This is a genomic window from Lentisalinibacter orientalis, assembly GCF_040706535.1.
Lineage (GTDB): Bacteria > Pseudomonadota > Gammaproteobacteria > Steroidobacterales > Woeseiaceae > Lentisalinibacter > Lentisalinibacter orientalis.
Genome location: NZ_JAPDRJ010000001.1, coordinates 1,919,348 through 1,944,313, shown reverse-complemented (window position 1 = coordinate 1,944,313; position 24,966 = coordinate 1,919,348). Strand labels below are relative to the sequence as shown.

Here is a 24,966-nt window from a genome sequence, read left to right as displayed (position 1 = left end):
CCGGAGTCAGCCGCCGATCCGGTACATCTCGACCTTGCGCAGCACGTGGGCCTGAGCCGCGCCCGGCGTCCTCAGCTCGCTGTAGCGGTCGGCGCGCTGCAGCCAGATCCTGCGCATTATATCCGCAAGTTCGTCCACGTCCGCGCCGTCGCGCAGCACCTCGCGCAGATCCGTGCCGTGGCTGGCGAACAAACACGTGTACAGCGTGCCATCGGCCGACAGCCGTGCCCGGTTGCAGGTGCCGCAGAACGGCTCGGTCACGCTGGAGATGAAACCGATCTCGCCGGCGCCGTCTTCGTACACGTAGCGCCGGGCCACCTCGCCGGGGTAGTTGCGGCCCACCGGCGCAAGGGGCCAGCGCGCCGCGATGCGCGCGAGCAGTTCCCGGGACGGCACCACCTCGTCCATGCGCCAGCCGTTGCGGTTGCCGACGTCCATGTACTCGATCAGCCGCACGATGTGGCCGGTGCCGCGGAAATACTCCAGCAACTCCGGCACGGTGTGATCGTTGACGCCTTTCTGGATGACCGCGTTGATCTTCAGTGGCGAGAGGCCGGCCTCGTCCGCCGCGCGGATGCCCGCCAGCACGTCCTCCAGCCGGCCCCGCCCGCCGCTCATGCGCCGGAAGACCTCCGGATCCAGGCTGTCCAGGCTGATCGTGACCCGCGAGAGGCCCGCCTCGGCCAGCCGGCCTGCCACCGGCGCCAGCAGCATGCCGTTGGTGGTCAGCGCGAGGTCTTCGACGCCCGGGATGCCCGCGAGCAGCGACACCAGCTCCGGCAGCCGCTTCTCCAGCAGGGGCTCGCCGCCGGTCAGGCGCAGCTTGGTGACGCCCAGGCCGGCCGCCGCGCGGGCCACCCGGTGGATCTCGTCGAAGGTGAGGCGCTGGCGCTGCTTCAGGAACTGATAGTCGGCATGGAAAGTGGACTCCGGCATGCAATAGGGGCAACGGAAGTTGCAGCGGTCCAGCACCGAGATGCGCAGGTCGCGCAGCGGGCGCGCCAGCGCGTCGGTGACGACCGGTGTCTCGGGTGTGCCGCGGGTCATGGTAGTCCCTCTGCCGTACAACGGACGGGCGCCGCGGTCCATCTGGCCCACGTGGCCAATGTAGCCAATGGCAGCGCCTGAAGCACGGAACCATAGCATGCCGGCGCCGCCCCCTGTCGAGCCGCCGACCGGGCGCCGGAACACAGGTTCTGTCCGGGTTTCCGCGGGGTTCACCGCATTGTTGTGCACTGCAATATAGTGCTATTCTGCGGACGTTGAGGGGGTCCCGGGCCTACGCCCGGGACTGTTTCGGCGGCCGCCTCCGCTGCGGTCGCAGCGGCCGTTGCGTGCCCGACCGGGCGCGGCCGCGGACACGGGGTCTCGCGCCCCACTTGTCAGTATCAGGACAGCACCATGGATGTAAATTTCACCGCCGAGGAGAAAGCATTCCGCGAGGAAGTCAGGAACTTCCTCGACGAGAAGTACCCGGAGGACATCGCCTACAAGATGAACAACGGGATCGAGCCCGATCCCGAGGACTTCATCCGCTGGCAGAAGATTCTCTACAAGCAGGGCTGGATCGCGCCGAACTGGCCGGTCGAGTACGGCGGCACGGGCTGGAGCCCGGTGCAGAAATACATCTTCTCCATGGAGATGGCCCGCTACAACACGCCGCGGCTCATTCCCTTCGGCCTCAGCATGGTGGGCCCCGTCATCTACACCTTCGGCAACGACGCGCAGCAGGAGCGGTTCCTGCCCGACATCCTGGAGAGCAACGTCTGGTGGGCCCAGGGTTACTCCGAACCGGGCGCCGGCTCCGACCTGGCCTCGCTGAAGACCCGCGCCGACCGCGACGGCGACGAATACGTCATCAACGGCACCAAGACCTGGACCACGCTCGGCCAGCACGCCGACTGGATCTTCCTGCTGGCGCGCACCAGCCAGGACGTGGAGCGCCGCCAGGAAGGCATCAGCTTCATCCTCTGCGACATGAAGACGCCGGGCGTCAGCGTGAAGCCCATCATCACCATCGAGGGCGGCCACGAGGTGAACGAGGTGCACTTCGAGGACGTGCGCGTGCCCGTGCAGAACCTGGTGGGTGAGGAAGGCAAGGGCTGGACCTACGGCAAGGTGCTGCTCCAGCACGAGCGCACCAACATCGCCGACGTGGCCCGCTCCCAGTACCGGCTGAACCGGCTGAAGGAGTTGGCGCGCTCTTCCGTGCGCGGCGGCGAGCCGCTCATCGGGGACTGGAGCTTCCGCCGCAAGCTGGCCGAGGCCGAGATCTCGCTGAAGGCGCTCGAGTACACCGATCTGCGCACCCTCGCCGCCGTCGCCACCGGCAAGGCGCCGGGCCCGGAGAGCTCCATCCTGAAGATCCGCGGCACCGAGCTGCAGCAGCTGATCGACACGCTGTTCATGGAGGCGGCCGGCTACTACGCCATCCCCTTCGTGCCGGATCAGTACCAGGTGGACTTCGCCGAGGAAGACTACGTGGGCGAAGGCGCCGAGACCCGCACCTCGCTGGTCTACTTCAACAACCGCAAGGCATCGATCTACGGCGGATCCAACGAGATCCAGCGCAACATCGTGGCCAAGCACGTGCTCGGCCTGTAGAGCCGGTCGCCCCTTAAGCGGAGATATCGAGCATGGACTTTGCAATCACCGAAGAACAGTCACTGCTGCAGGACAGCGTGGCGAAATTCATCGACAACGACTACGACTTCGAGAAGCGCATGAAGCACTCGGAGAGCGAGCTGGGCTACAGCGCCGAGGACTGGCAGGAGTTCGCCAACCTGGGCTGGACCGCCGTGCCCTTCGCCGAGGAGGACGGCGGTCTGGACGGCGGCCCGGTGGAACTGATGCTGATCATGGAGCAGTTCGGCCGCGGACTGGTCGTCGAGCCCTATCTCGCCAGCATCGTGCTGGCCGGCGGCGCGCTGCGGCGCACGGCCGACGACGCGCAGAAGGCCGACTGGCTGATGCCGCTGATCGAGGGATCGAAGACCGGCGCCCTCGCCTACCTCGAGCCCCAGAGCCGCTACCGTCTCGCCGACGTCGCGCTGAGCGCGAAGAAGGACGGCGACGACTACGTGCTGAACGGCGAGAAGGGCGTGGTGCTGAACGGCGCCACGGCAGACGTGCTGGTGGTGAGCGCGCGCACGACGGGCGGGCAGAAGGACGAGGACGGCATCAGCCTGTTCGTCCTCGCCGCGGACAGCGACGGCGTGACGCGGCGAGGCTATGCCACGGTCGACGGCCAGAAGGGCGCGGAGATCACGTTCAGGGACGTCCGCGTGCCCGCCGCGCAGCTGCTCGGCGAGGAAGGCAAGGCGTTCCCGGTCCTGCAGTCGGTGCTCCAGGAGGCCACGCTGGCCGTCTGCGCCGAGGCCGTGGGCATCATGGAGAAGCTGAACCACAAGACGCTGGAGTACACCAAGAGCCGGGTCCAGTTCGGCGTGCCCATCGCCGCATTCCAGGCGCTGCAGCACCGCATGGTGGAGATGTTCATGCTCTACGAGCAGACCAAATCGCTGCTGCTCTGGGCGGTGATGGCCCAGGAGAGCGAGGACGCCGACGAGGCCCGCCGGGCGATCAGCGCCATCAAGTACCAGGTGGGCACGGCCGGCCGGCAGATCGGCGAGGAAGCCGTCCAGCTGCACGGCGGCATGGGCGTCACCTGGGAGCTGGACGTCGCTCATTACTTCAAGCGGCTGACGGTGATCAACACGCTGTTCGGCAACGCCGACTTCCATGTCGAGCGCTACGCCGGCCTGATGTGAGCTACAGGGAGCGCGGGTGCCCGCGGCATGCGGCTGCGGGCACCCCCTTCCCGACCTGGCGCTCCCCGGTCTGCGGATAGTCCATGTTCCCCGAAGCACTGTCCGCGTTCTTCGCCGCCAACCAGGAGGCGCTCTGGCTGACCACGCTGGTGGCCGACCTCGCCTTCACGGTCATCCTGTTCCGCCTGTTCGGCCGGGCGGGCCTGCAGGCGGCCATCGTCACCGCGATCATCCTCGCCAATCTGCAGGGGCCGAAGCTCACCGAGATATTCGGCCTGCAGACCAGCCTCGGCGTGATCTTCTACTCCAGCATCTTCTTCGCCACGGACGTCCTCAGCGAGAACTACGGGCGCAAGGCGGCCAACCAGGCGGTGCGCCTGGGCTTCTTCGTCAGCGTGATCATCGTCATCATGCTGAGCCTGGGACTGCAGTATCTGCCGTCCACCGACCCGAAGACCGCCGCTTTCTCCCGGGACGTGCACGCCGCCTTCGTCACCATCCTCGACTTCACGCCACGCTTCGTGGCCGGCTCGCTGCTCGCCTACCTCATCAGCCAGAGCTTCGACGTGTGGGCCTTCCACCGCATCCGCCAGGCCACCGGCGGGCGCTGGCTCTGGCTGCGCAACACCGGCTCCACCATGGCCTCCCAGGCGCTGGACACCACGCTGTACTCGCTGGTGGTGTGGTGGGGCGTGGTCGACCTCGCCACCGCCCTGCAGCTGGGCGCCGCCAAGTACCTTTTCAAGCTCGCCATCGCCGTCATAGACACGCCGTTCATCTACTGGGCGCGCTGGTGGCACCGCTCCCGGCGCACGGCCGACCCCGCCCCCGCCTGACTGACCGCGCCGCCGCGGCTGGGGTAAGCTAGACGCCTCGTCTCGAGGGAGAGGGTGCAGAGTTGGCTTCCGGCGTCGTCACCATCACTACGGATTTCGGCCACAAGGGGCCCTTCGTCGGCGTCATGAAGGGGGTGATACTGGCCCGCTTCCGGGGCGCGAAGATCGTCGACCTCACCCACGAGATTCCGGTGCACTGGCCCGCCGAGGCCGGTTTCTGGCTGCAGCGCTCGTATTACTACTTCTCCCCGGGCACGGTGCACGTGGCGGTGGTGGACCCCGGCGTGGGCACCGAGCGCGACATCATCGTGGCCGAGGCCGACCGCCATGTCTTCCTCGCCCCGGACAACGGTCTTCTGGCGCCGCTGCTGGACGCCGTCGCGGACGCGGCGGTCCATCGCGTGGACGCCGCCGGCCTGGAGTCCCTGTCGCTGCCGCCGGCCAGCGCCACCTTCCACGGCCGCGACATCTTCGCCCCGCTGGCCGCCGAACTCGCGTCGGGCCGGCTGGCGCCGTCTGACCTGGGCCCCCGCGCGGACGACTGGACGCCGGGCTGGCTGGACGAGCCGGAGAGCGCCAACGGCCGCGTCGTCGGCGTGGTGGTGACGGTGGACAATTTCGGCAACCTGATCACGAACATCGGCGAGGAATATCTGGAGAGCTTCGAACGCCCGCTGATCCTCGCCGGCGGCCACGAGTTCGAATTGCGCGAGACCTACGGGCGCTCGAAACCCGGCGAGTATCTCGCCCTGGTGAACTCCTTCGGCGTGCTGGAGATCGCGCGGGCGGAGTCGAGCGCCGCCGCCGGGCTGGGCCTGGACCGGGGCGCGCCGGTGCGCATCATGGAGGCCGGCTGAGCGGAGGCGGCTAACACTCCGCGCCGAAACCGTACTACCATCCCGGCTCGTCCCGACGTCGACGCCACCCATTCATGCCGAACGAAAACCCCCGCAGCGACGGCGAATACCTGAACACCCTGGCGCGGGGGCTGACGGTGCTGCGCTCGTTCACCAAGGAGCGTCCCGAGATGAGCCTCAGCGAGGTCGCCGCCGCCACCTCGCTCAGCCCTGCCGTCGCCCGGCGCTGCCTGAACACGCTGGTGCACCTGGGTTACGTGGGCAAGAAAGGCAAGCGCTTCCTGCTGACGCCGGAGGTGATCGGTTTCGCCTCCGCGTTCCTCGAGTCCATGAACGTGGAGGAGGTCATCCGGCCCTACCTGCAGGAGGTGCGCGACCGCACCGGCGACAGCTCGTCGCTCGCCGTCCTGTCCCGGCAGAACATCCTCTACCTCGTGCACGTCTCCACCAACCGCATGGTGCGGCTGGCCGCCGGCGTGGGCACCCGCTTTCCCGCGTACTGCACGTCACTCGGCCGCGTGCTGCTCGCCCATCAGCCCGATGAGGTGCTCGAGTCGCTGCTCGCCGACATGCGGCCGGAGAAGTTCACCGACAAGACCGAGACCTCGGTGCCGGCGCTGCGCGAGATTCTGGGCGAGGTGCGCCGCTGCGGCTACGCCTCCATCCAGGACGAGCTCGACTACGGCATCGTCTCGGTGGCGGTGCCGGTGCGCATGGACGACGGCACCGTGATCGCGGCCATCAACTGCTCGACGGCCACCACGAGGGTGAACGAGGCAGAGATGGTGGAGACCCGGCTGCCGCACCTGCGCAGCGCCGCCGAGCGGATCGAGACCGAGCTGCGCCGCTATCCGGTGCTGGTGCACTCAATCCGCGGCGCCGCGGACTGAGTTCCCAGAGCCGCCATTGCCGTCATTGCCGCCATTGCCGCAACTGCCACAATCGACGTCGCGGCAGAATTCCCGCACCGCCCGGTTGTAGGCGTCCGGCTCGCTGAGGTTGCCGAGATGTCCGCTCGCTGCCAGCAGCACCTCGCGGGCGCCGGGCACCTTCTCGACGAGCAGTCCGGCGAGGCGGCGCCGCGCCTCCGTCTCGCGGGCGCCGGTCAGCACCAGCAGGGGCAGTTCTGCGGCAGCCACGGCGGCGAGCACGTCGTCGGACCAGGCATAGGCTTCGGGACGGAAGTGTGCGAGATCCTCGCCCCGGTAGTCCGCCAGCATCTGTCGCAGCAGCGTCTCCGCTTCCGGGTGGCCCTCGCCGACTCGCATCATGGGATGACGCAGCCAGCGGCGCCGGACCTCGTCCATGCGGCCCTCGGCCGCCAGCGCGGCGTATTCCGCGACCGGGATGCGCTCCTCGTCGGGGCCGCCCGGCTCCTCACCGTCCACGGCGGCGCCCTGCAGGATCAGCGAACGCAGCCGGCCGGGATACCGGGCCGCATAGCGCAGCGCGATGCGACCGCCCTGGGACATGCCGAGCAGGTGGAACGGACCGCCGATCAGCTGCCGGGCGATGGCGTCGATGTCCCCGGTTTCCCGCGAGAGATCGGGTTCGCCCCCGGACAGGCCGAAGCCCCGCCGGTCGAACGCGATCACGCGGAAATCCCGGGACAGAGCCTCTGTCTGGGGCCGGAACACGCGGTGGTCCATCGCCCAGCCGTGCACCAGCAGCAACGGTGCGCCCACGCCGATCGCCTCGACGTGCAGACGCGCCCCGTCCGAGACCACCTCGTGGGAGCGGCTCACCGCCGGCGCCTCCGCCGCCATCACGGCTCGTAGTCCACGGCCTCCTGGGCCGCCTCCCAGATGGCCGGGGCCGCCGGCTCGGACATCTCCTCGAAGACGTGCCCCACCAGCCCGGCGCAGCGGGCCGTCAGCACCACCCCGCGCATGAGCCGGGAAGGGATGCCGGCCTCGGCCATGGCGGCCGCCATCGCCGCGCTGATGTTGGTCACCAGCGGCTTGCCCAGTTCCTCGCGCAGGGCGTCCTGCAGCAGATACATCGCATCGATGGCCTCGCCGCCGGCGCCGGCGGCGCGCACGATCTCCAGCAGCCGGTCGACCCGCGGGTCTTTCGTCTGGTGGATGGGATGACCGAAGCCGGGTATCGGGCGGCGGATGCTGCGATAGCTCCGCACCTCCTCGAGCGCCCTCGTCTTGCGCTGCGGCTCGTCCGCCTCGAGGATGCGCTCCAGCACCGCGCCGCATTCGCCCGCCGTGCCGGCATAGCGGTCGCCAACCCCCAGCAGACCGGCCACCACCGCGCCCTGGAAGGATTCCGGCGCGCCGTAGTGCGTGAGCCGGCTCACCACCGCCGAGGGCACCATGCCGTGCTCCATGATCGTCACCATCACGGCGTCGACGATGCCCACCTGGGTTTCCGTGGGCTCCTTCCCAAGCGCCTGCAGCAACATCAGCTGTGTGAAACTGTAGTTGCCCATGATGTCGGTCACGAGATTCCGGCCGCGAATCAGGATGTTGTCCGCGTCGTAGCCGCAGATGCCCGTGCGCCCCGTCGTGCTCTGGTCTGACATCGTCTCCCCTCCGTCGACACGTTTTCGCATAGCGAAGTTGAATTCGGTATGCGAAAATTATAGCATCCCGCCCATCCTGTCCAAAAACTGCTCGGGGGAGAGTCAAGAATGAAGCTATCGACCAGGATCGCTCTGTGCCTGCTGGCACCCACGCTCGCCGTGCCCTTCGTCGAAGTCCGCGCCCAGGGGCAGGTTATCGAGGAAGTGGTGGTCACCGCTCGCAAGCGCGCGGAATCGCTGGAGGACATCCCGGTCTCCGCGCGGGCGTTCACCGCCGACGAGATCGAGTCCGCCGGCATCAACACGCCGCAGGACTTCATCCAGCTGACGCCGAACGTGACGCTGGTGCAGACCCAGAACGCGGGCAACTCGTTCATCAACATCCGCGGCGTGTCCCAGGCGCGCAACAGCGAGATGTCTGCCGCGGTACTCGTGGACGGCGTGCTGATGGCCAACCCGGCCCAGTTCAACCAGCAGCTGTTCGACATCCAGCAGATCGAGGTCCTGCGCGGGCCCCAGGGCGCGCTGTACGGGCGTAACGCCATCGGCGGCGCCATCACCATCGTGACCAAGCAGCCGACCGACGAGATCGAGGGCCGCATGGAACTCGGCGCGGACGACGGCCCGGGCTTCACCGCCCGCGGCGCCGTCAGCGGACCCGTCGGCGGCAGCGAGACGCTCAAGTTCCGCGCCTCCGCTTCCTACGTGGACACGGACGGCTGGATCGAGAACGAATTCCTGGACGAGGAAGCCGATCCCTACCGGGACATCTCCGGCCGCTTCAAGCTGCTGTGGGAGCCGACGGACCGCTTCTCCGCGGACCTGCGGCTGTCCGCGTCGCAGCTCGACACCCAGGCGCTGTATTTCGTCATCGGCCCGGAGGCGGACGACACCGACATCCCGGTACGCGTCAACAACCCGGGCAAGAACGAGCGCGATCTCTACAACGCCACGCTGAAGCTCGACTACGAGTCGGACTTCGGCACGTTCACCTCCATCACCGCCTATGACGATCTCGAGGAACTGCTGACCGGCGACCAGTTCAACTTCGTTCCCAGAGAGGAATCGGTGGTGAACTTCTTCGACTTCGCGCCGCTCATCCGCGACCTGACCGGCGACGAATTCGTGGACCTCAGCCAGACCCAGTACCTCGAGTCCGATGCCATCAGCCAGGAGTTCCGCTTCACCTCGCCTGCCGAGAACCGCCTGCGCTGGATCGCCGGCACCTACTTCATCCAGACGGACCGGTTCATCTCCACCGGCAACATGATCGACCGCGGCAACGGCGTGCCCGACGTCACCACCGAGCCGCGCGTCTCGGTGTTCGTCGACCCCACGGATCCGAGCCCCCAGTTCGGCCTGCTGGTGGACGAGCAGGACAACTTCGCCTGGGCGGTCTTCGGCGAGATCGCCTACGACCTCACGGACACCTTCGAGGCGTCGGTATCCCTGCGCTACGACGAGGACGAGCGCGAGAACACCACGCTGACCGAGCCGCTGTACGACCCGACGGGCGGCCTGACCACCTTCGGCGAAGTGCGCAAGGAGACCTGGGACGCCTGGCAGCCCAAGGTCACGCTGACCTGGCAGCCGAGTGACGCGATGACGGTCTACGGCGGCTACAGCCGCGGCTTCCGCAGCGGCGGCTTCAACCAGTCCGGCGTGGGCGGCGCGGTGCCGGAACCCGGCGTCGAAGACATCTTCGAGGAGCAGATCGCCGACACCTGGGAGGCCGGCATCAAGGGCACTTTCTGGGGCGGCCGGGCCAGCGGCTCCGCGAGCGTCTACTACACCGACTTCGAGAACGCCTATTTCTTCTTCTTCGATCCGGGCACCAGCACGCAGAACCTGGGCAGCATCCCCGAGGTCACCTACCAGGGTCTCGAGATCGAGGGCAGCGCGCTGGTGACCGACAACCTCAGCCTGAATTTCGGCCTCGGCTACACCGACAGCGAGATCGAGCGCGCGGCGGATCCCGCCGACAACGGCAACCAGGCCCCGCTCGTCTCCGAGTACACGCTGAACCTCGGCCTGCTGTACCAGCGGCCCACCGAGCTCTTCGGCGGCGTGAACGGCATCGTGCGCGTCGATTACCAGCGCACCGGCGACACCTGGTGGGATCCGGGCAACATCTCCGTGCGCAGCCCCTACGACCTGGTCGACGTGCGCATCGGCGTCGAGATGCCGGACGACTGGTCGGTCATGCTGTGGGCGAAGAACGCCCTCGACGAGGAATACAATACCGAGTTCTCGCCGGGTCCCGTGCCGGGGGCGAACTTCCTCTGGCCGGGCATGCCCAGGCGCTGGGGGGTCGAGTTCTCCAAGCGCTTCTGAGCAGACCCGAAGCAGACGGAACAGACGAGGAGTTTCAGACCATGCAAGCACCGAGAGTAAATTCCCGACTCCACCACAACGCCCACGTCACCCGCGACCTGGAGGCCGTGCGCCACTTCTATGAAGACATCATCGGTTTCCCGCTGACGGCGACCTGGTGCGAGAAGACCGACCTGTTCGGCAAGGAGCGCGTCTACGCGCACTGCTTCTTCGATATCGGCGACGGCGAGGCGCTGGCCTTCTTCCAGTTCGCCGACGACGAGGATGCCGAGGAGTTCGGCCCCGAGCTGCCGCTGTCCGGCTTCCGCCACCTCGCGCTGAAGGTGGACCAGGAGAGTCAGGACGGCATCAGAGAACGCCTCGAGGCGGCCGGCTACAAGGAGCCGGACATGTACATCCTGAATCACGGCTACTGCTATTCGCTGTACGTGTTCGACCCGGCGAAGCTGCTGGTGGAGTTCACCGTCGACCACCCGGACGTCGAGAAGATCAACGCCGACCAGCTGCCGAAGGCCCACAGCGAACTGAAGCGCTGGCTGGCGGGCGACCACTCGCCGAACAACGAGCAGTATCACCGCTAGCCGAAGCGCGGCCGCCTGCCCGGCGGCCGGCACCGCGGGCTCCCGACGTCAGGGCCGGAGGACACGCACTCCGGCCCGCGGACCCGCTCGGCCCGCCGCCGGGGAAAAGATCCGAACAACTGCGAGAAAGAAGCCGAGAGAGGAATCATGTCCACGAAGATCTGCATCGTCCATCACAGCGGCTACGGCCACACCGCGAAGCAGGCGGCCGCCGTCGCCGAGGGCATCCGCCGCATCGACGGCGTCGAGTGCGTCGAGCTCACCGTGGCGGACCTCGAAGACGCCGAAGCCGCGGGCTGGTCCGAACTGGACGAGGCCGCCGCCATCGTCTTCGGCAGCCCCACTTACATGGGCAGCGCGTCGGCCGACATGAAACGCTTCATGGAGGCCACTTCCGGCCGCTGGATGGAGCAGAAGTGGGCGGACAAGCTCGCTGCCGGCTTCACGAATTCCGGCTCCCAGAACGGCGACAAGCAGAACACGCTGGTCTCTTTCCTCACGCTGGCAGCCCAGCACGGCATGGTCTGGGTGAATCTCAACCTGCTGCCGGGCAACAACAGCTCGAAGGGCAGCGTGGACGACGTCAACCGGCTCGGCGGCTCGCTGGGCGCCATGGCCCAGTCCAACGTGGACGAGGGCCCCGACGTCTGCCCGCCCGAGGCCGATCTGGAGACCGCGCGCCGCCTGGGTCAGCGCGTCGCCGAGTGCACGTTGCGCTGGAACCGCGGCTGAGCGCATCCCGATACAACCGGACCCGAAACAAAAAAGGTGGTCCCCGATGATCTATGACAAGGACACAGAGACGCGCCCGGTAGAAGAGCAGTTCGCCCTGGACCGCGAGACCTACCGGCGCCAGGTCGCCTACCTGTTCGAGCATTCCGCCTTCTACCAGCGCAAGCTGCGCGAGGCCGGCTTCGACGAAGCCGCCGCCGTGGGTGAGCTGGACGACATCGCGCAGCTGCCCTTCACCGAGAAAGACGAGCTGCGCGCCACCCAGGCCGACGCCCCGCCTTTCGGCGAGCACCTGGCCGCACCGCCGGAGAAGCTCATGCGGGTGTTCAGCACCAGCGGCACGACCGGCGTGCCCTGCTACCTCGGGCTGACCCGTAACGACGTCGACGTCTACGCCACCAACGTCGCACGCGGCTACACCGCCGCCGGCTTCTCGGCGGGCCAGCGCATCGCCGTCGGCTTCAACGCGGGGCCGTTCGTCGCCGGCGCCGTCTACTACGGCTTCGACAAGATCGGCTGCACGGTCATCCCGGTCGGCACCGGCAACACGGAGCGCCTGGTGACGGCCATCCGCAACCTGAAGGCCACCGGCGTGAGCTGCACGCCCTCCTACGGCCTGTATCTCATCGACTGGTGCCAGGAGAACGGCATCGACACCCGCTCCCTCGGACTCGCCAACATGATCACGGCCGGCGAGCCCGGCGGCGGCGACCCGCTGGTGCGCGGCCGCATCGAGGAGGCCTTCGGCTGCAAGGTGCGCGAGTCCATGGGCATCGGCGACATCTCGCTCTCCGCCTGGGCGGAGGACGACGACGGCAACGGCATGCATTTCATGGCCCGCGGCTACGTCCACGTGGAGCTGATCGACTCGGCCAGCGGCGAACCCATTCCCTGGGATGACGGCGCCGAGGGCGAGCTGGTCTACACGGCACTGCAGCGCGAGGCCATGCCGCTGCTGCGCTTCCGCAGCCGCGACCACGTGGTGGTCAACATGCAGGAGAACCCCACCGGACGCACCGGGCCGCGCATCCGCTGCGTCGGGCGCACCGACGACATGCTGATCGTGCGCGGCGTGAACCTGTTCCCCTCCGCCATCCGCAGCCTGCTGAAAGACTTCGCCCCCGACGTCGGCGGCCTGCTGCAGGTGCGGCCGAGGGAGCGCGGCGTGCTGCAGTCGCCGCCGCTGCCGGTGGTCGTCGAACTCGGCGAGGGCATGTCGAGCGCGCCGGAAGGACTGGCCGAGCGCATCCGGCAGGAGATCCGCTCGCGCCTGCTGGTGACCACCGACATCGAGCTGGTGCCCTACGGCACCCTGCCGCGGGAGACCTACAAGTCCAAGCTGATAGACTACTCGGACGCCGACAAGAAGGAGGCCGCCTCCGGCTGAACCACCATGGCATCCGCACGACCGCTCTTCCCCTGTACCATCGTCGGCAGCTATCCGCAGCCGGACTGGCTCATCGGCCGGCAGAAGCTCTCGGGCCGCTTCCCGCCCCGCACGCGGGCGAAAGAGCTCTGGCGCATCGACGAGAAATTCCTGCAGGAAGCCCAGGACGACGCCACCCGCATCGCCATCCAGGACCAGGAGCGGGCCGGACTGGACATCGTCTCCGACGGCGAAATCCGCCGGGAGAGCTACTCCAATCACTTCGCCACCGCGCTGGACGGCATCGACCTCGACAACCCGGGCCAGGCGCTGGACCGCAGCGGCGAGCCCGTGTTCGTGCCCCGTATCGTCGGCCCCATCCGCCGCCGGCATCCGGTGGGCGTGGACAGCCTGCGTTTCCTGCGGGCGAATACCGACCGGGCCGTGAAGTTCACCGTGCCCGGACCGTTCACCATGGCCCAGCAGGCGCAGAACGAACACTATGCGACCGACCGGCAGGCCGCACTCGCGTACGCAGACGCGGTGAACGCCGAGATCCGCGACCTGTTCGCGGCCGGCGCCGACGTGGTGCAGATCGACGAGCCCTACATGCAGGCGCGGCCCGACCAGGCGCGGGAATACGGCATCGAGGCGCTGAACCGGGCGCTCGACGGCGTCGACGGCCGGACCTGCGTGCACATCTGCTTCGGCTATGCGGCGCTGATCCACGAGCGGCCCGAGGGCTACTCCTTCCTGCCCGAGTTCTCCGGCGCCTGCTGCAGCCAGGTCTCCATCGAGACCGGCCAGTCGAACCTGGACTGCTCGGTGCTCGCGTCCCTGCCGGACAAGGAGATCCTGCTCGGCGTGCTCGACCTCTCGAGCAACGAGGTGGAGTCGGTGGAGACGATCAAGGAGCGGGTCCGCCGGGCGCTGGAACACGTCGACGCCGAGCGCATCCTGCTCGCGCCCGACTGCGGCATGAAGTATCTCAGCCGCGAGGCCGCCTTCGGCAAGCTCGCGGCCATGTCGAAGGCCGCGGCCGAGCTGCGCGCCGAGGTCTGACGGAGAGGAAGCGATGAGTACCGGCGCGGACCGTATACTGACCACCCACACCGGCAGCCTGCCCCGCCCGGACGACCTCATCCGCATCATGTGGGCGAAGGGCGACGGCATCCCGGTGGACGAGGCGGCACTCGCCGAGCGCGTGGCGAGCGCCGTGCAGGAGATGGTGGACCGCCAGGCCGCCGCCGGCATCAGCATCGTCAACGACGGCGAGATGTCCAAGCCGAGCTACGCCACCTACGTGAAGGACCGGCTGCACGGCTTCGGCGGCGAATCGGTGCAGAACTACTTCTTCGGCGACCTGGTCGACTATCCCAGAAGCGCGGAGATCGTGGCCGCCAACCCGGGGCGCCGCAAGCGCTCGGCGCCGGCCTGCAATGCCCCCATCTCGGTGAAGGATACCGACGCGGCGGCGCTCGACATGGTCAACCTCACCAACTCCGCAAAAGACGCCGACGTGGCGGGCATCTTCTCCAGCGCCGCCTCCCCCGGCGTGGTCACCATCTTCTTCGGCAACGAGTACTACAAGAGCGACGAGGAGTACGTATTCGCCGTCGCCGAGGCCATGCGCCACGAGTACGAGGCCATTGCCGCGGCCGGCGCCTATGTCCAGCTCGACTGCCCGGACCTCGCCATGGGCCGGCACTCGGCGTACGCGGACATGGACCTCGCGCAGTACCGCAAGCGCGTCGCCATGAACATCGAGGCGCTGAACCATGCCGTGCGCAACATCCCGGAGGAGAAGCTGCGCATGCACCTGTGCTGGGGCAATTACCCCGGCCCGCATCACTGCGACGTGGCCATGGGCGAGATCATCGACCTGGTCTGGAAAGCGAAGCCGCGTACCATCCTGTTCGAGGCCGCCAATCCCCGCCACGCCCACGAGTGGACCCTGTTCGAGACCGAGCAGGTGCCGGACGACAAGATACTCTGCCCGGGCTGCATCGAGCCCCAGTCCAACTACATCGAACACCCGGAGCTGGTGGCCCAGCGCATCGAGCGCTACGCGCGCCTCGTCGGCCGCGACCACGTGATGGCCGGCGTCGACTGCGGTTTCAGCGTGCACGTGGGCATGCAGGGCATCGACCCGGACGTGGCCTGGGGCAAGCTCGCATCCCTGGCGGAGGGCGCCGCAATCGCCACCGATCGGCTCTGGGGCTGACGCTCGGCCGGAATTCTCCGGCTTGCAGGCGCGTTAACTCCGCCCCTGCTCCGCCAGGCGCTCGAGCAGACGAACCGCACGGCCGATGCCGTCTTCACGGCGAATCTGCGCACCCAGTTCTTCGGCCCGCCGACCGATTGCCGTATCGGTACAGGCGCGCTCGATGGCGCCGGCCAGCCCCGCCGCGCTCAGCCGCTTCTGTGGAATCGGGGCGGGACCCACGCCGAGCTCCCGGACCCGCCGACCCCAGAAAGGCTGGTCGCCGAAGAAGGGGCAGATCACGCTCGGCCGTCCGGCCCGCAGGCCGGCCGCTGTCGTGCCGGCGCCGCCATGGTGGACGGTGGCCGCAACCCGGGGCAGCAGCCAGTCGTAAGGCACCGCATCGATGACGTACACATCGTCCGGGACGGCGTCGGGCGCCAGCCCGCCCCACCCCGTCACGAGGATGCAACGCCGGCCCGTCCGTGCAATCGCCTCCAGAACGATGGCCGTCGTCCGCGCCGGATCGCGCCCTGCCATGCTGCCGAAGCCGACGTGGACGGGCGCCGGTCCGGCAGCCAGGAAGTCCGTCAGCCCGGCCGGCGGCGACCACGCCTCGGCTCGGTCGAGAAACCAGTAGCCGGTGACGTAGACGTGGTCGGGCCAGTCGTCCGGGCGCGGGACGACGTTCTCGCTGTAGCAGTGCAGTACCGGGACCGCATCGCCGTCGCCTCGCCGCAGGAGACCGAGACCCTCGGCCGGCGGCAGACCCTGCGCGCGCCTCCATTCGCTGACGAACTTCCCGCCGATCCGGTCCGCGGCGGCATGCACCACCCTGTAGGTGAGACGGTTGTAGATCCTGCCCAGCGGGAGACGCGGGAAGCCTAGTGCCGGGAAAGTACCCGTCGGCACGAACTGCGGCAGCGGCATGGCCAGGACGGCAGCAGTGCCGAGCCTGTCGGCATAGTGGGCTCCCGCCATCTTGGAGTTGAACAGGATCAGGTCCGGGTCGACCGAGCTTGCCGCGTCCCAGCCTTCTGCCAGCATCGAGCGCTGGATGTCGCTGCTCTCGCGCATGAGTCGGGGTACCGTGCGGATTGCGCGGAAAAAGCTGCCCATGTCTTCGATCGCACCGCGGCCCGTCTCGGTATCCAGCAGATCGACCAGGCTACTGTTGAGAAAAGCGTATCCGAGCCCGCGCTGCTCGACGAAATCACGGAACCGATCGCAGGTATTCACCGTGACCCGGTGGCCCGCACGCAGCAGACCCTCTCCCAGCGCGACATAGGGTTCGACGTCACCCCGCGAACCGGCGGTCTGGATCAGGATATTCAAGGTGAAACCGAAGTCGTCATGACCTCAGGGTAGTGGCTATGCCGGCATTTCAGAAGATCTAGTCCGGCAAATACCCTGTCGAAACGCCCGGGTTCCGTTCACGCGGGACGGATGTTGGCATTCAGCCTGAACAGGTTCGTGGGATCGTATTTCTGCTTGATCTTCAGCAGGCGCGGGAAGTTCTCCCGATACGTCTGGTTCACCATCTTCTGGGACTGGTCGTAATAGTCATTCACATAGAAGCCGCTGGTGAACGGTTCCGCCTTCGACCAGTGCGCGTTGATGTAATCGACATGCTCTGCACTGTCTTCGCCGGTCTTCCAGCTGACGAACGACAGGAGATTGTAGTTGGAGTCCCTGTGTGCAAAGGCGGTGTCCGCGTTGGAGACCCGGCCTATGGCCCCGCCTGCGTGGCCGAAGCCGAATCTGGTGGCGCGGTCGGGATGTGCCTCGAAATTGTCGATCAGGGCGTCGATAAAGTCGTCCGATATGGACCTGACGAAGCCGGACTTCATGTAGCCGGTGAACGCGCGCGTGTCATCCATGTCGCCGGATCGCTGAACCGCGACATAGTCCATCGTCCGGACAGCCTCGTTGACGACAGTGCCGGCCTTGCGCAGCGGTGCAAAATGTTTCTCGGCCCTGGCCGGATCACCACTCCACACGAAGTACATGGCAACCCCGGGCTCGTCGCCGAGGCGACTGCCCACTCCGGCACCGATGGACATCTCGTCCGGCACCTTCCCGGAATAGTCCGCGTAGAAGCCGAGGACTTGCCTGGCCTCAGACAGCGGGAAGGCGAAGTATCCGGTTACGACGTCGCGCTGCATCTCATGCAGCTGAAACAGGAACGAGGTCACCACGCCGAAATTGCCGCCGCCGCCGCGCAGCGCCCAGTAGAGGTCCGCGTCGTTGTCGGGACCAACGCGGCGCAATCTGCCGTCCGGCGTAACGATGTCCATCTCGAGGACGTTGTCGATGGTCAGACCGTAGCGGCGCGCGAGCCGGCCGAAGCCGCCGCCCAGCGTGAGACCGCCGACGCCGGTGTGCGAAACCGAGCCCGCCGTCGTCACCAGGCCGTGCGACATGGACTCGTGATCGAGATCGCCCAGCAGGCTGCCACCGGCGATACGCGCGGTCCTGGCGTTACTATCGACCCGCGCATTGCGCAGTTGCGAGAGATCGATCTGCATGCCCTTGTCGCAGCTCGACGTGCCGGCCGCGGCGTGTCCGCCGCATTTCACGGCCAGGAGCAGGTTGTTCTCCCGGGCAAAGGTCACGGCGTTCTGTACGTCCGCCGCGCCGGTCGGCCGTACCACGAATGCCGGATACTTGTCGTACTCCGCATTCAGTAACCAGCGGGCCTGATCGTATGCGTCACCGCCGGGCAGCAACAACCTGCCCCTGAGACTGTCACTGAGCTCCTGAACGGCGGCACGCTTCAGGGTGATTTCTGCACCGTCGCCGGTGACCGCGTCGATGTCCGACGGCACACTGGTCGGGCTGTGCAGTAGCGATTCGGCAAGCACATCCCACTGCGGCAGCGATGCGGCAATCGCAACGGAAAGCGACGAACGGATAAAGCGTCTACGATTCATCTCTGACTCCCCCGAGAGGTCGCACTGATTCTTGGAATAGTTCTCTTCTCAGGACCTCATTCGATTGCCCGCATAGTTGCAGAAAATCGATGGAACCGCCAGATTATCAGCCGGGCCCGGGTCTACGGGACGCGAGACAGTGTCGTCGCGATCTACCGTCAAACCGGCTGAGCCGCCGACTGCACCGTATGGCTTCGGTAGTTGTGCCGCCTGAACCTCAGTCAGGACCGCCGTAGCGGGTCGACTCCGGAAACCTCGCGGCCGACGACCGGCATGGACGCTTTCCAGCCAAAAGGGGAAGTGGTCGACGCGAGGAAAAATACCGCAGCTGCCTTGCGTATCGGCTTTGGCCAGATAAGCTGTCTTGGAAACACATATAACTCGAACGGCTACATTTCGGGATTGGTTCAAGCGACAAACGGCGTGATTGATTTCTCGATGGATGTGACGAAAAGCGTAATCCTGTGAGAGACAACAATAAATCCACGGCTCTCATGGTGCTGGTCTCGTTCGTGGGCCTGACCGGCTGTGTGCGCACATCAGCGTACGAACACTTCGACTTCTCTCCCAGCATGACTGTCACGGAAGTGGGCAAGCCAGAAGGAATCTACACCCTTGGCGTCGACGTGTATCCGATTCGCTATCAACTACAGAGGGAAGCGTACACGTTGCATGCAGTAATTGATCCTTACTCAAACAGGCCGGCGGTCGTGTTTTGGGCCGTCGACTCTACCGGGTCGGTCTTGCCAGTCGAGGCTCAGCCAATAAGGTGTAGAGCCGGCTTCCGATACTTGGGTAAGGGCGCCCAGCTAAGGAAAGAATTCCCGGTCGAAAAAGAGTTCGTTTGGATACCCACTAGCGTTGGCCCGTGTCGGATTGAGAATGCGAATGAGTCCGGCCTATTTACGCTGGAATTGAGTATTGGTGATTCACGCTGGACAACTTACGACGAGTCGGTGATCTTCCGCGTCGTGCGAAACGGATTGCAGTGGGAGTTGGATTGGATCTAGATTCAAAGAATCCGTTGCGCTAGGCAGGTTTTTCTGTCGCAGCTACCAGATCATGATAAGTGTGCCGAATCTTCGCGATCATGCGGCACCGGCAACAACTCATAAAACTCTGCGATTGACGAGTGGTTCCCCCGGGTCAGGAACAGCCGGTCTCAATGAGCTGACATGAGGACGGCCAGGAGAGTGAGTTCAGGCGCTTGCATTTATCTCGACGTGTATCCGGCAGAAACAGACTCGGCCCGCGCAGCGCGTCACACTCCGCCCGCCTGCTGCATGGCCTGCTTCTCGACCTTGGCCCAGGAATCCCGCAGCGTGACGATGCGGTTGAACACCGGCGACTCCACGCTCGAGTCCGGATCGGCGGTGAAATAACCCAGCCGTTCGAACTGCACCGCATCGCCCGGAGCGAGTGCGGCGATGCCCGGTTCCACCTGCGCTGCGGCGGTCTTCAGCGAATCCGGGTTGATCGCCTCGTGCCAGTCGCCCTTCACCCCCGGCGCCGGCTCGGTGAACAGCCGATCGTAGAGCCGCACCTCGGCGGGCACCGCATGCTCCGCGGACAGCCAGTGGATGGTGCCCTTCACCTTGCGCTGGGCACCCGCGGCGCCGCTGCGGGTCTCCGGGTCGTAACTGCAGAGCAGCTCGACGACGTTGCCGTCTTCGTCCTTCACCACCTCGTCGCAACGGATGATGTAGGCATAGCGCAGCCGCACCTCGCCGCCCGGGCGGAGCCGGAAGAACTTCTTCGGCGGGTCTTCCATGAAGTCGTCGCGCTCGATCCAGAGCGTGCGCGAGAACGGCAACTCCCGCTCGCCCATGGACGGATCGTTGGGATGGTTCTGCGCCGTCATCTGCTCCACCCGGTCCTCCGGGTAGTTGGTGAGGGTCACCTTCAGGGGATCGATCACGCCCATGACCCGGGGCGCCGAGGGGTCCAGCACCTCGCGCACGGTCGCCTCGAGGAAGCCCATCTCGATCAGCTTGTTCTTCTTCGTGATCCCGACCCGGCGGGAGAACTCGCGCAGCGCCGCCGGCGGATAGCCGCGGCGGCGCATGCCGGCCAGCGTCGGCATGCGCGGGTCGTCCCAGCCGGCCACGGTGCCGCGCTGTACGAGCTCGGCCAGCCGGCGCTTGCTGGTGACCGTGTAGGCCAGGTTGGTGCGCGAAAACTCGTACTGGCGCGGGCGATGCGGCAGATCGAGCTGATCGAGCAGCCAGTCGTACAGCGGCCGGTGATCCTCGAACTCGAGCGTGCACAGCGAATGGGTGATGCCCTCGAAGGCATCCGACAAACCGTGCGCGAAGTCGTACATCGGATAGATGCACCACTTGTCGCCGGTGCGCTGATGGGGAATGTGGCGGATGCGATAGAGCGTCGGGTCGCGCATGTGCATGTTCGGCGCGGCCATGTCGATCTTCGCGCGCAGCACCTTCTCGCCGTCGGCGAACTCGCCGGCGCGCATGCGCTCGAACAGATCCAGGTTCTCCTCCACGCTGCGGCCGCGCCACGGGCTCTCCCGCCCCGGCTCCTTCAGCGTGCCACGGTACTCGCGGATCTCGTCCGCGCCGAGGTCGTCCACGTAGGCCTTGCCCTGACGGATCAGGTCGACGGCGCAGTCGTACAGCTGATCGAAGTAATCCGACGCATGGGTGAGGCGGTCGCCCCAGTCGAAGCCGAGCCAGCGGATATCCGCCTCGATGGCGCGCACGAACTCGATGCTTTCCTTGCCGGGATTGGTGTCGTCGAAACGCAGGAACGTGACGCCGCCGTTCTCCTCGGCCACCCCGAAGTTCAGGCAGATGGAGGTGGCGTGGCCGACGTGCAGGAAGCCGTTCGGCTCCGGCGGGAAGCGGGTGACGACCTTGCCGCCGTGCTTACCCGCGGCGATGTCGTCGGCGATGATCTGGCGGATGAAATCCCTGCCGGCGGTGGTTGTGTCGGACATGACGGTCGGAGGCCTGGTGATGAGCGCGAATCAGGAGCCCGGTATTGTACGGGAATCCTCCGCGGAGGTGACCGGCCCGGCGACGCGGCGCAGCAGCCGCGCCACCTGTCCCGGCCCGGGGCGCAGCGGCGCGAGCTGCTCGGGCTCGACGGCCCGCGCGCCGCCCGCCTCCAGCCGGCCGACGGCGAAACTGAACACGTAGACCGGTTCCACGCCCATGCGCAGGTCCGTCATCACGATCCGGTCGTCCTGGCGCGAGACCCGGTAGAAGCCGTGGGTGAACCAGGCGAGACGCCGCACGGCCCAGGTATCGCGGATGCCGTCCAGCAGCTCCGGGCGCGACTCGTGACGCTCGAAAGACAGCGTGCCCGGGGGATCCAGCAGGGAGTAGAAGCCCTCCCGGTAGCCGCCCTCATCCATTGCGACGATGCGCCACAGCACGATGTTGAACGGCGCCGGCGTCGTGAGCACGCCCCGGTGGGCGATGCCCGCCTCCGCCAGCGCGTCACGGGCCACCCGCTCCACGTGCAGCTTGGCCGCAATCGACAGACCCAGATAGGCCACGCCGAGCGTCAGGCCACCGACCACGGCCGCCCGCGCGCGGTGCTCGTCGCGGACCAGCAGCGCGACCACGAGGCCGACCGCCAGGGGCACGGTGAACGCCGGGTCGATGATGAACAACGTCGAGCCGCTCACCGGATGGTTGCTGAACGGCAGGAACAGCTGGGTGCCGTAGACGGTCAAGGCGTCGAGCAGCGGATGCGTGAACAGGGCGAGCCAGATGAGCGCGAGCCAGCGGCGCGGCCGCTCACGGGCAGGCGCATTGAATCTCGCGACCAGCCACCAGATCGCCGGCGCCGCGACACTCAGCACCAACAGCGAATGACTGTAGCCCCGATGCCAGGTGAAGTCGGACACCGGATCGCCCAGGGGAACGAGCACGTCGAGGTCGGGCAGCGTGCCGCAGGCGGCGCCCAGCGCGGCCCCGCGCCGGCGCTCGCCGTGCCCGGCCACTGCGGCGCCGATCGAGGCGCCGAGTACGGCCTGCGTCAGGGTGTCCACGTCATGCCCTGGCAGCGCGATGCAGCCGCCGCATGTTGCGCAGCCGCGACACCGGAACGGCTTTCATGTCTATCCGACGGCACAGGCAAGATTGTATACAAACAATCACAAGTCATTGGCTTTTCCGCGCTTTTTCTGGACGCACTGCCCCACTTTTGTATACGATACCCTGGGGGCCGACAAGAGCCGACTACAACGATGTATGCCATAACCGACATCGTTGCGGAACACGAAGACCGATCCAGATCAGGAGAGAGACCTATGCGTGCGAAGACCCTGCTTTGCGGCGTCGCGAGTGTACTCGCTTTGACCGCCGGTTATACCGTACCCGCCGTGGCGCAGGAGGCCCAGGGCATCGAGGAAATCATCGTCACAGCCCGGCAACGCGAGGAAACGCTGCAGGACGTGCCGGCCACCGTGACGGTACTGACCGAGGATCGCCTCGAGCGTGCCGGCGTGGAGCGCGCGGAGGACTTCATCAAGCTCACCCCCGGCGTGAGCCTGGTCGACGCGGCCGAGGTCGGCGACACGCAGATCAACATCCGCGGCCTGAACGGCGCCCGCGATGCCGAGAACAGCGTGGCCTTCATCATCGACGGCATCCTGATGACGAACCCGGCGGCCTTCAATCGGGAGTTCTCGAACCTGCAGCAGATCGAAGTCCTGAAAGGCCCGCAGGGCGCGCTGTACGGCCGCAATGCCGCCGCCGGCGCCATCATCGTCAGCACGAAGATGCCCGGCGACGAACTGGGCGGCAACGTCAAGGTGAGCGCCGCGGGCGACAGCACTTATTACGCCACGGGCTACGTGAGCGGGCCGCTCACCGACACCGTTTCGTTCAGCCTCGGCGGCGACTGGCGCGACACCGACGGCTATTACACGAACTCCTTCCTGGGCGCCGACGTGGTCGACGACTTCGAGAACTACAACATCAACGGACGGATGGTCTTCGAGCCCACCGACCTCCTCACCGTGGACGTCAAGGCTCGCTACGGCCAGGTGGACGCCGCCTCGATCAGCTTCAACGCGGCCTTCCATCTGCCCACGTTCGCCGAGGTGTTCGCCCCGGCCCTGGACCCGCTGTTCGGCGAGGGTTTCGCGTCGCACTTCTACGAGGACGTCGACGACCACGAGTTCGTGTTCCAGCCGAACATCGACCCGACCAACGATCAGGAAGCCACCGAGTTCTCCATCAAGGCGGACTACGAGCTCGGCTGGGCCAGCCTCACCAGCTGGCTGCTCTACAGCAACATCGAGAACTCGCTGTCCTCGGACGGCACCAGCGCGGCCTTCGGCTTCTTCAACGCCGACGACGCCACGCCGGACTCCTGCCTGCCCAACTCCATCGCCCTGACGCTCGCCGGCGTCACGCTGCCGCCGCCGCAGATTCTGCTGCCCGTCGACGGCAGCTTCGGAGCGGACCCCATCCTCGGCCCCTATTCGCCGACCACCTGCGACGGCACCCAGTACCAGGAGCGCAACCAGGAGGACATCAGTTTCGAGCTGCGCCTGGCCTCGCCGGGCGACCAGGCCCTGCGCTGGATCGCCGGCCTGTACTACCTCACCCTGGAGCGTGAGGTGGGCGTGAACCTGGCCATCGACCGGGGCTTCGGTGTCATCCCGACGCTGTACACGGACAACCCGAACAACCCCACCGAGCAGCTGCTGTGGGACCAGTTCGACACCGACGTCTGGGCCGTGTTCGGCCAGCTCGCCTACGACTTGAGCGACCGTACGGAGCTCGCCCTCGCCCTGCGCTACGACCGCGAGGAGCGCGAGGCCCGCAGCCTGGTGCCCACCGCGCCGCGCACGGAGTTCGTGGACTTCACCAACGACGGCGTCTTCAGCGGCGGTGCGCCGCTGAACCCGGCGCTCGACCCGACCCTGAACCCGGGCGGCGTGCAGCCCCAGAGCCGCACCTTCTCCCAGGTTCAGCCCAAGCTCTCTCTCAGCCACGACGTGAACGACGCTGTGACGCTGTTCGCCTCCTGGGGCATCGGATTCAAGAGCGGCGGCTTCAACAACCAGGGGTCGGCTGCCACCATCGACGTGTTCATCAACCAGCCGCTCGGCAAGGACCTGGATATCCGCGACGAATTCGACAAGGAGACCTCCAGCGCGTTCGAGCTCGGCTTCAAGTCGCAGCTCGCCGAAGGCCGGCTCTCCCTGGAAGGTGCGGTCTATCGGATGGACGTCGACGACATGCAGTTCTTCGAGTTCCAGGTGGGCCCGTTCGGTCTGCTGCGCGTGGTCTCCAATATCGATGAGGTGAAGCTGACCGGCGCGGAGATCGGAGCGAACTACCTGCTCAACGACTACATCACGCTGGGCGGCGGCTGGGCCTACACGGCCAGCCGTATCGAGGCCAACTCGGTGCGTCCGAACACGGTCGGCAACAAGTCGCCCTCCACGCCCCAGTACACGGGCAACGTCGAGATCGAGGTGAACTATCCGCTCGGCAACGGCTGGGATCTCTACGGCGGGCTGTACGGCTCCTTCGTGGGCCAGACCTGGTTCCACACGGCTCAGGACGAGGAGCGTCTGACGCTGTTCGACCTCAGCTTCCCGGGACTCGGCACCGCCGACTACACGGTCACCGAGCGCGACCCCTACCAGACCTGGGACCTGCGGGTCGGGTTCGGCCGGGACAACTGGCGGGTGACCGCCTTCGGCACCAACATCCTGGACGAGGACATCGTCGAGGAAGTCATCCTGGCGGCCGAGTTCGGCGGCTCCTTCGTCCATCCCGGTGCCGAGCGGCGCTGGGGACTGGAATTCAGCTACGAATTCTGACGCTCACCGC

20 protein-coding genes are annotated in these 24,966 nt (G+C 66.8%); 13 read left to right on the top strand and 7 right to left on the bottom strand.

All coding sequences use genetic code 11. The annotated features are described in order from the left end of the window. Positions 1 to 6: 6 nt before the first annotated feature. On the bottom strand, positions 7 to 1,047 hold the full coding sequence (moaA, locus tag ACJMK0_RS08565) for a GTP 3',8-cyclase MoaA (RefSeq protein WP_405237378.1): 1,041 nt from the start codon (positions 1,045 to 1,047) through the stop codon (positions 7 to 9). 354 nt (positions 1,048 to 1,401) lie between these two features. Between moaA and ACJMK0_RS08560 the strand changes: the two genes are divergently transcribed. The 5 genes from ACJMK0_RS08560 to ACJMK0_RS08540 all read left to right on the top strand — a co-directional run bounded on the left by ACJMK0_RS08560 (position 1,402) and on the right by ACJMK0_RS08540 (position 6,353). Next, positions 1,402 to 2,604, top strand: a complete 1,203-nt coding sequence (locus tag ACJMK0_RS08560; protein ID WP_405237376.1) for an acyl-CoA dehydrogenase family protein — start codon at positions 1,402 to 1,404, stop codon at positions 2,602 to 2,604. A 32-nt stretch (positions 2,605 to 2,636) separates the two neighbouring features. Further along, entirely contained in the window at positions 2,637 to 3,770 is a 1,134-nt protein-coding gene (locus ACJMK0_RS08555; RefSeq protein ID WP_405237374.1) for an acyl-CoA dehydrogenase family protein, read from the top strand. Between the two features lie 83 nt (positions 3,771 to 3,853). Continuing rightward, entirely contained in the window at positions 3,854 to 4,606 is a 753-nt protein-coding gene (locus tag ACJMK0_RS08550; RefSeq protein ID WP_405237372.1) for a queuosine precursor transporter, read from the top strand. A gap of 62 nt (positions 4,607 to 4,668) precedes the next feature. After that, positions 4,669 to 5,463 (top strand): SAM hydrolase/SAM-dependent halogenase family protein, encoded by a 795-nt coding sequence (locus tag ACJMK0_RS08545; RefSeq protein ID WP_405237370.1) that lies wholly within the window; start codon positions 4,669 to 4,671, stop codon positions 5,461 to 5,463. Positions 5,464 to 5,537: 74 nt separating this feature from the next. Beyond that, positions 5,538 to 6,353 (top strand): IclR family transcriptional regulator domain-containing protein, encoded by an 816-nt coding sequence (locus ACJMK0_RS08540; protein ID WP_405237368.1) that lies wholly within the window; start codon positions 5,538 to 5,540, stop codon positions 6,351 to 6,353. Here the strand turns inward: ACJMK0_RS08540 and ACJMK0_RS08535 are convergent. Together ACJMK0_RS08535 and ACJMK0_RS08530 are read right to left on the bottom strand one after the other, a co-directional pair. Further along, on the bottom strand, positions 6,330 to 7,229 hold the full coding sequence (locus ACJMK0_RS08535; RefSeq protein ID WP_405237366.1) for an alpha/beta fold hydrolase: 900 nt from the start codon (positions 7,227 to 7,229) through the stop codon (positions 6,330 to 6,332). The two genes, ACJMK0_RS08540 and ACJMK0_RS08535, sit on opposite strands and share 24 nt — an antisense overlap. Beyond that, the gene (locus ACJMK0_RS08530) at positions 7,229 to 7,996 is read right to left on the bottom strand and encodes a citryl-CoA lyase (protein ID WP_405237364.1); all 768 of its coding nucleotides are present in this window, start codon (positions 7,994 to 7,996) and stop codon (positions 7,229 to 7,231) included. Before ACJMK0_RS08530 ends, ACJMK0_RS08535 begins: the two co-directional genes overlap by 1 nt. 108 nt (positions 7,997 to 8,104) lie before the next feature. Here ACJMK0_RS08530 and ACJMK0_RS08525 point away from each other — a divergent pair, with 108 nt between their 5' ends. The 6 genes from ACJMK0_RS08525 (at position 8,105) to ACJMK0_RS08500 (ending at position 15,233) form a co-directional block, all read left to right on the top strand. Next, on the top strand, positions 8,105 to 10,330 hold the full coding sequence (locus ACJMK0_RS08525) for a TonB-dependent receptor (RefSeq protein WP_405237363.1): 2,226 nt from the start codon (positions 8,105 to 8,107) through the stop codon (positions 10,328 to 10,330). Positions 10,331 to 10,371: 41 nt separating this feature from the next. Further along, positions 10,372 to 10,911 carry a VOC family protein gene (locus tag ACJMK0_RS08520; protein ID WP_405237361.1) on the top strand — a complete coding sequence of 180 codons (540 nt, stop codon included), beginning with the start codon at positions 10,372 to 10,374 and terminating at the stop codon, positions 10,909 to 10,911. 147 nt (positions 10,912 to 11,058) lie between these two features. After that, positions 11,059 to 11,643 (top strand): flavodoxin family protein, encoded by a 585-nt coding sequence (locus ACJMK0_RS08515; protein WP_405237359.1) that lies wholly within the window; start codon positions 11,059 to 11,061, stop codon positions 11,641 to 11,643. Positions 11,644 to 11,689: 46 nt separating this feature from the next. Beyond that, positions 11,690 to 13,030, top strand: coding sequence for a phenylacetate--CoA ligase family protein (locus ACJMK0_RS08510; protein WP_405237357.1), 1,341 nt, complete (start codon positions 11,690 to 11,692; stop codon positions 13,028 to 13,030). Positions 13,031 to 13,036: 6 nt separating this feature from the next. Then, positions 13,037 to 14,071, top strand: a complete 1,035-nt coding sequence (locus tag ACJMK0_RS08505; protein ID WP_405237356.1) for a uroporphyrinogen decarboxylase family protein — start codon at positions 13,037 to 13,039, stop codon at positions 14,069 to 14,071. Positions 14,072 to 14,084: 13 nt separating this feature from the next. Then, positions 14,085 to 15,233: a cobalamin-independent methionine synthase II family protein gene (locus tag ACJMK0_RS08500; RefSeq protein WP_405237354.1), complete on the top strand. Its 1,149-nt coding sequence runs from the start codon at positions 14,085 to 14,087 to the stop codon at positions 15,231 to 15,233. A 33-nt stretch (positions 15,234 to 15,266) separates the two neighbouring features. Here the strand turns inward: ACJMK0_RS08500 and ACJMK0_RS08495 are convergent, their stop codons facing one another. After that, a complete protein-coding gene (locus ACJMK0_RS08495; RefSeq protein ID WP_405237352.1) occupies positions 15,267 to 16,547 on the bottom strand; it encodes a glycosyltransferase in 1,281 nt (426 codons plus the stop codon). A gap of 98 nt (positions 16,548 to 16,645) precedes the next feature. Next, complete coding sequence (locus tag ACJMK0_RS08490; protein WP_405237350.1) at positions 16,646 to 18,145, bottom strand: FAD-binding oxidoreductase; 1,500 nt, start codon at positions 18,143 to 18,145, stop codon at positions 16,646 to 16,648. Positions 18,146 to 18,418: 273 nt separating this feature from the next. Between ACJMK0_RS08490 and ACJMK0_RS08485 the strand changes: the two genes are divergently transcribed. After that, positions 18,419 to 18,613: a hypothetical protein gene (locus ACJMK0_RS08485; protein ID WP_405237348.1), complete on the top strand. Its 195-nt coding sequence runs from the start codon at positions 18,419 to 18,421 to the stop codon at positions 18,611 to 18,613. Between the two features lie 793 nt (positions 18,614 to 19,406). Here the strand turns inward: ACJMK0_RS08485 and ACJMK0_RS08480 are convergent. After that, a complete protein-coding gene (locus tag ACJMK0_RS08480) occupies positions 19,407 to 21,101 on the bottom strand; it encodes a glutamine--tRNA ligase/YqeY domain fusion protein (protein ID WP_405237346.1) in 1,695 nt (564 codons plus the stop codon). 30 nt (positions 21,102 to 21,131) lie between these two features. Continuing rightward, positions 21,132 to 22,163 (bottom strand): metal-dependent hydrolase, encoded by a 1,032-nt coding sequence (locus ACJMK0_RS08475; protein ID WP_405237344.1) that lies wholly within the window; start codon positions 22,161 to 22,163, stop codon positions 21,132 to 21,134. Positions 22,164 to 22,424: 261 nt separating this feature from the next. On the opposite strand from ACJMK0_RS08475, the gene ACJMK0_RS08470 reads away from it, so the two are divergent. Then, entirely contained in the window at positions 22,425 to 24,956 is a 2,532-nt protein-coding gene (locus tag ACJMK0_RS08470; RefSeq protein WP_405237342.1) for a TonB-dependent receptor, read from the top strand. Positions 24,957 to 24,966: the final 10 nt, after the last annotated feature.

Bases quoted from the DNA above. Each gene is read 5' to 3' on its own strand.
- moaA (WP_405237378.1), bottom strand. From the start codon at position 1,047: ATGACCCGCGGCACACCCGAGACACCGGTCGTCACCGACGCGCTGGCG.
- ACJMK0_RS08560 (WP_405237376.1), top strand. From the start codon at position 1,402: ATGGATGTAAATTTCACCGCCGAGGAGAAAGCATTCCGCGAGGAAGTC.
- ACJMK0_RS08555 (WP_405237374.1), top strand. From the start codon at position 2,637: ATGGACTTTGCAATCACCGAAGAACAGTCACTGCTGCAGGACAGCGTG.
- ACJMK0_RS08550 (WP_405237372.1), top strand. From the start codon at position 3,854: ATGTTCCCCGAAGCACTGTCCGCGTTCTTCGCCGCCAACCAGGAGGCG.
- ACJMK0_RS08540 (WP_405237368.1), top strand. From the start codon at position 5,538: ATGCCGAACGAAAACCCCCGCAGCGACGGCGAATACCTGAACACCCTG.
- ACJMK0_RS08535 (WP_405237366.1), bottom strand. From the start codon at position 7,229: ATGGCGGCGGAGGCGCCGGCGGTGAGCCGCTCCCACGAGGTGGTCTCG.
- ACJMK0_RS08530 (WP_405237364.1), bottom strand. From the start codon at position 7,996: ATGTCAGACCAGAGCACGACGGGGCGCACGGGCATCTGCGGCTACGAC.
- ACJMK0_RS08525 (WP_405237363.1), top strand. From the start codon at position 8,105: ATGAAGCTATCGACCAGGATCGCTCTGTGCCTGCTGGCACCCACGCTC.
- ACJMK0_RS08520 (WP_405237361.1), top strand. From the start codon at position 10,372: ATGCAAGCACCGAGAGTAAATTCCCGACTCCACCACAACGCCCACGTC.
- ACJMK0_RS08515 (WP_405237359.1), top strand. From the start codon at position 11,059: ATGTCCACGAAGATCTGCATCGTCCATCACAGCGGCTACGGCCACACC.
- ACJMK0_RS08510 (WP_405237357.1), top strand. From the start codon at position 11,690: ATGATCTATGACAAGGACACAGAGACGCGCCCGGTAGAAGAGCAGTTC.
- ACJMK0_RS08505 (WP_405237356.1), top strand. From the start codon at position 13,037: ATGGCATCCGCACGACCGCTCTTCCCCTGTACCATCGTCGGCAGCTAT.
- ACJMK0_RS08500 (WP_405237354.1), top strand. From the start codon at position 14,085: ATGAGTACCGGCGCGGACCGTATACTGACCACCCACACCGGCAGCCTG.
- ACJMK0_RS08490 (WP_405237350.1), bottom strand. From the start codon at position 18,145: ATGAATCGTAGACGCTTTATCCGTTCGTCGCTTTCCGTTGCGATTGCC.
- ACJMK0_RS08485 (WP_405237348.1), top strand. From the start codon at position 18,419: ATGGACGCTTTCCAGCCAAAAGGGGAAGTGGTCGACGCGAGGAAAAAT.
- ACJMK0_RS08480 (WP_405237346.1), bottom strand. From the start codon at position 21,101: ATGTCCGACACAACCACCGCCGGCAGGGATTTCATCCGCCAGATCATC.
- ACJMK0_RS08470 (WP_405237342.1), top strand. From the start codon at position 22,425: ATGCGTGCGAAGACCCTGCTTTGCGGCGTCGCGAGTGTACTCGCTTTG.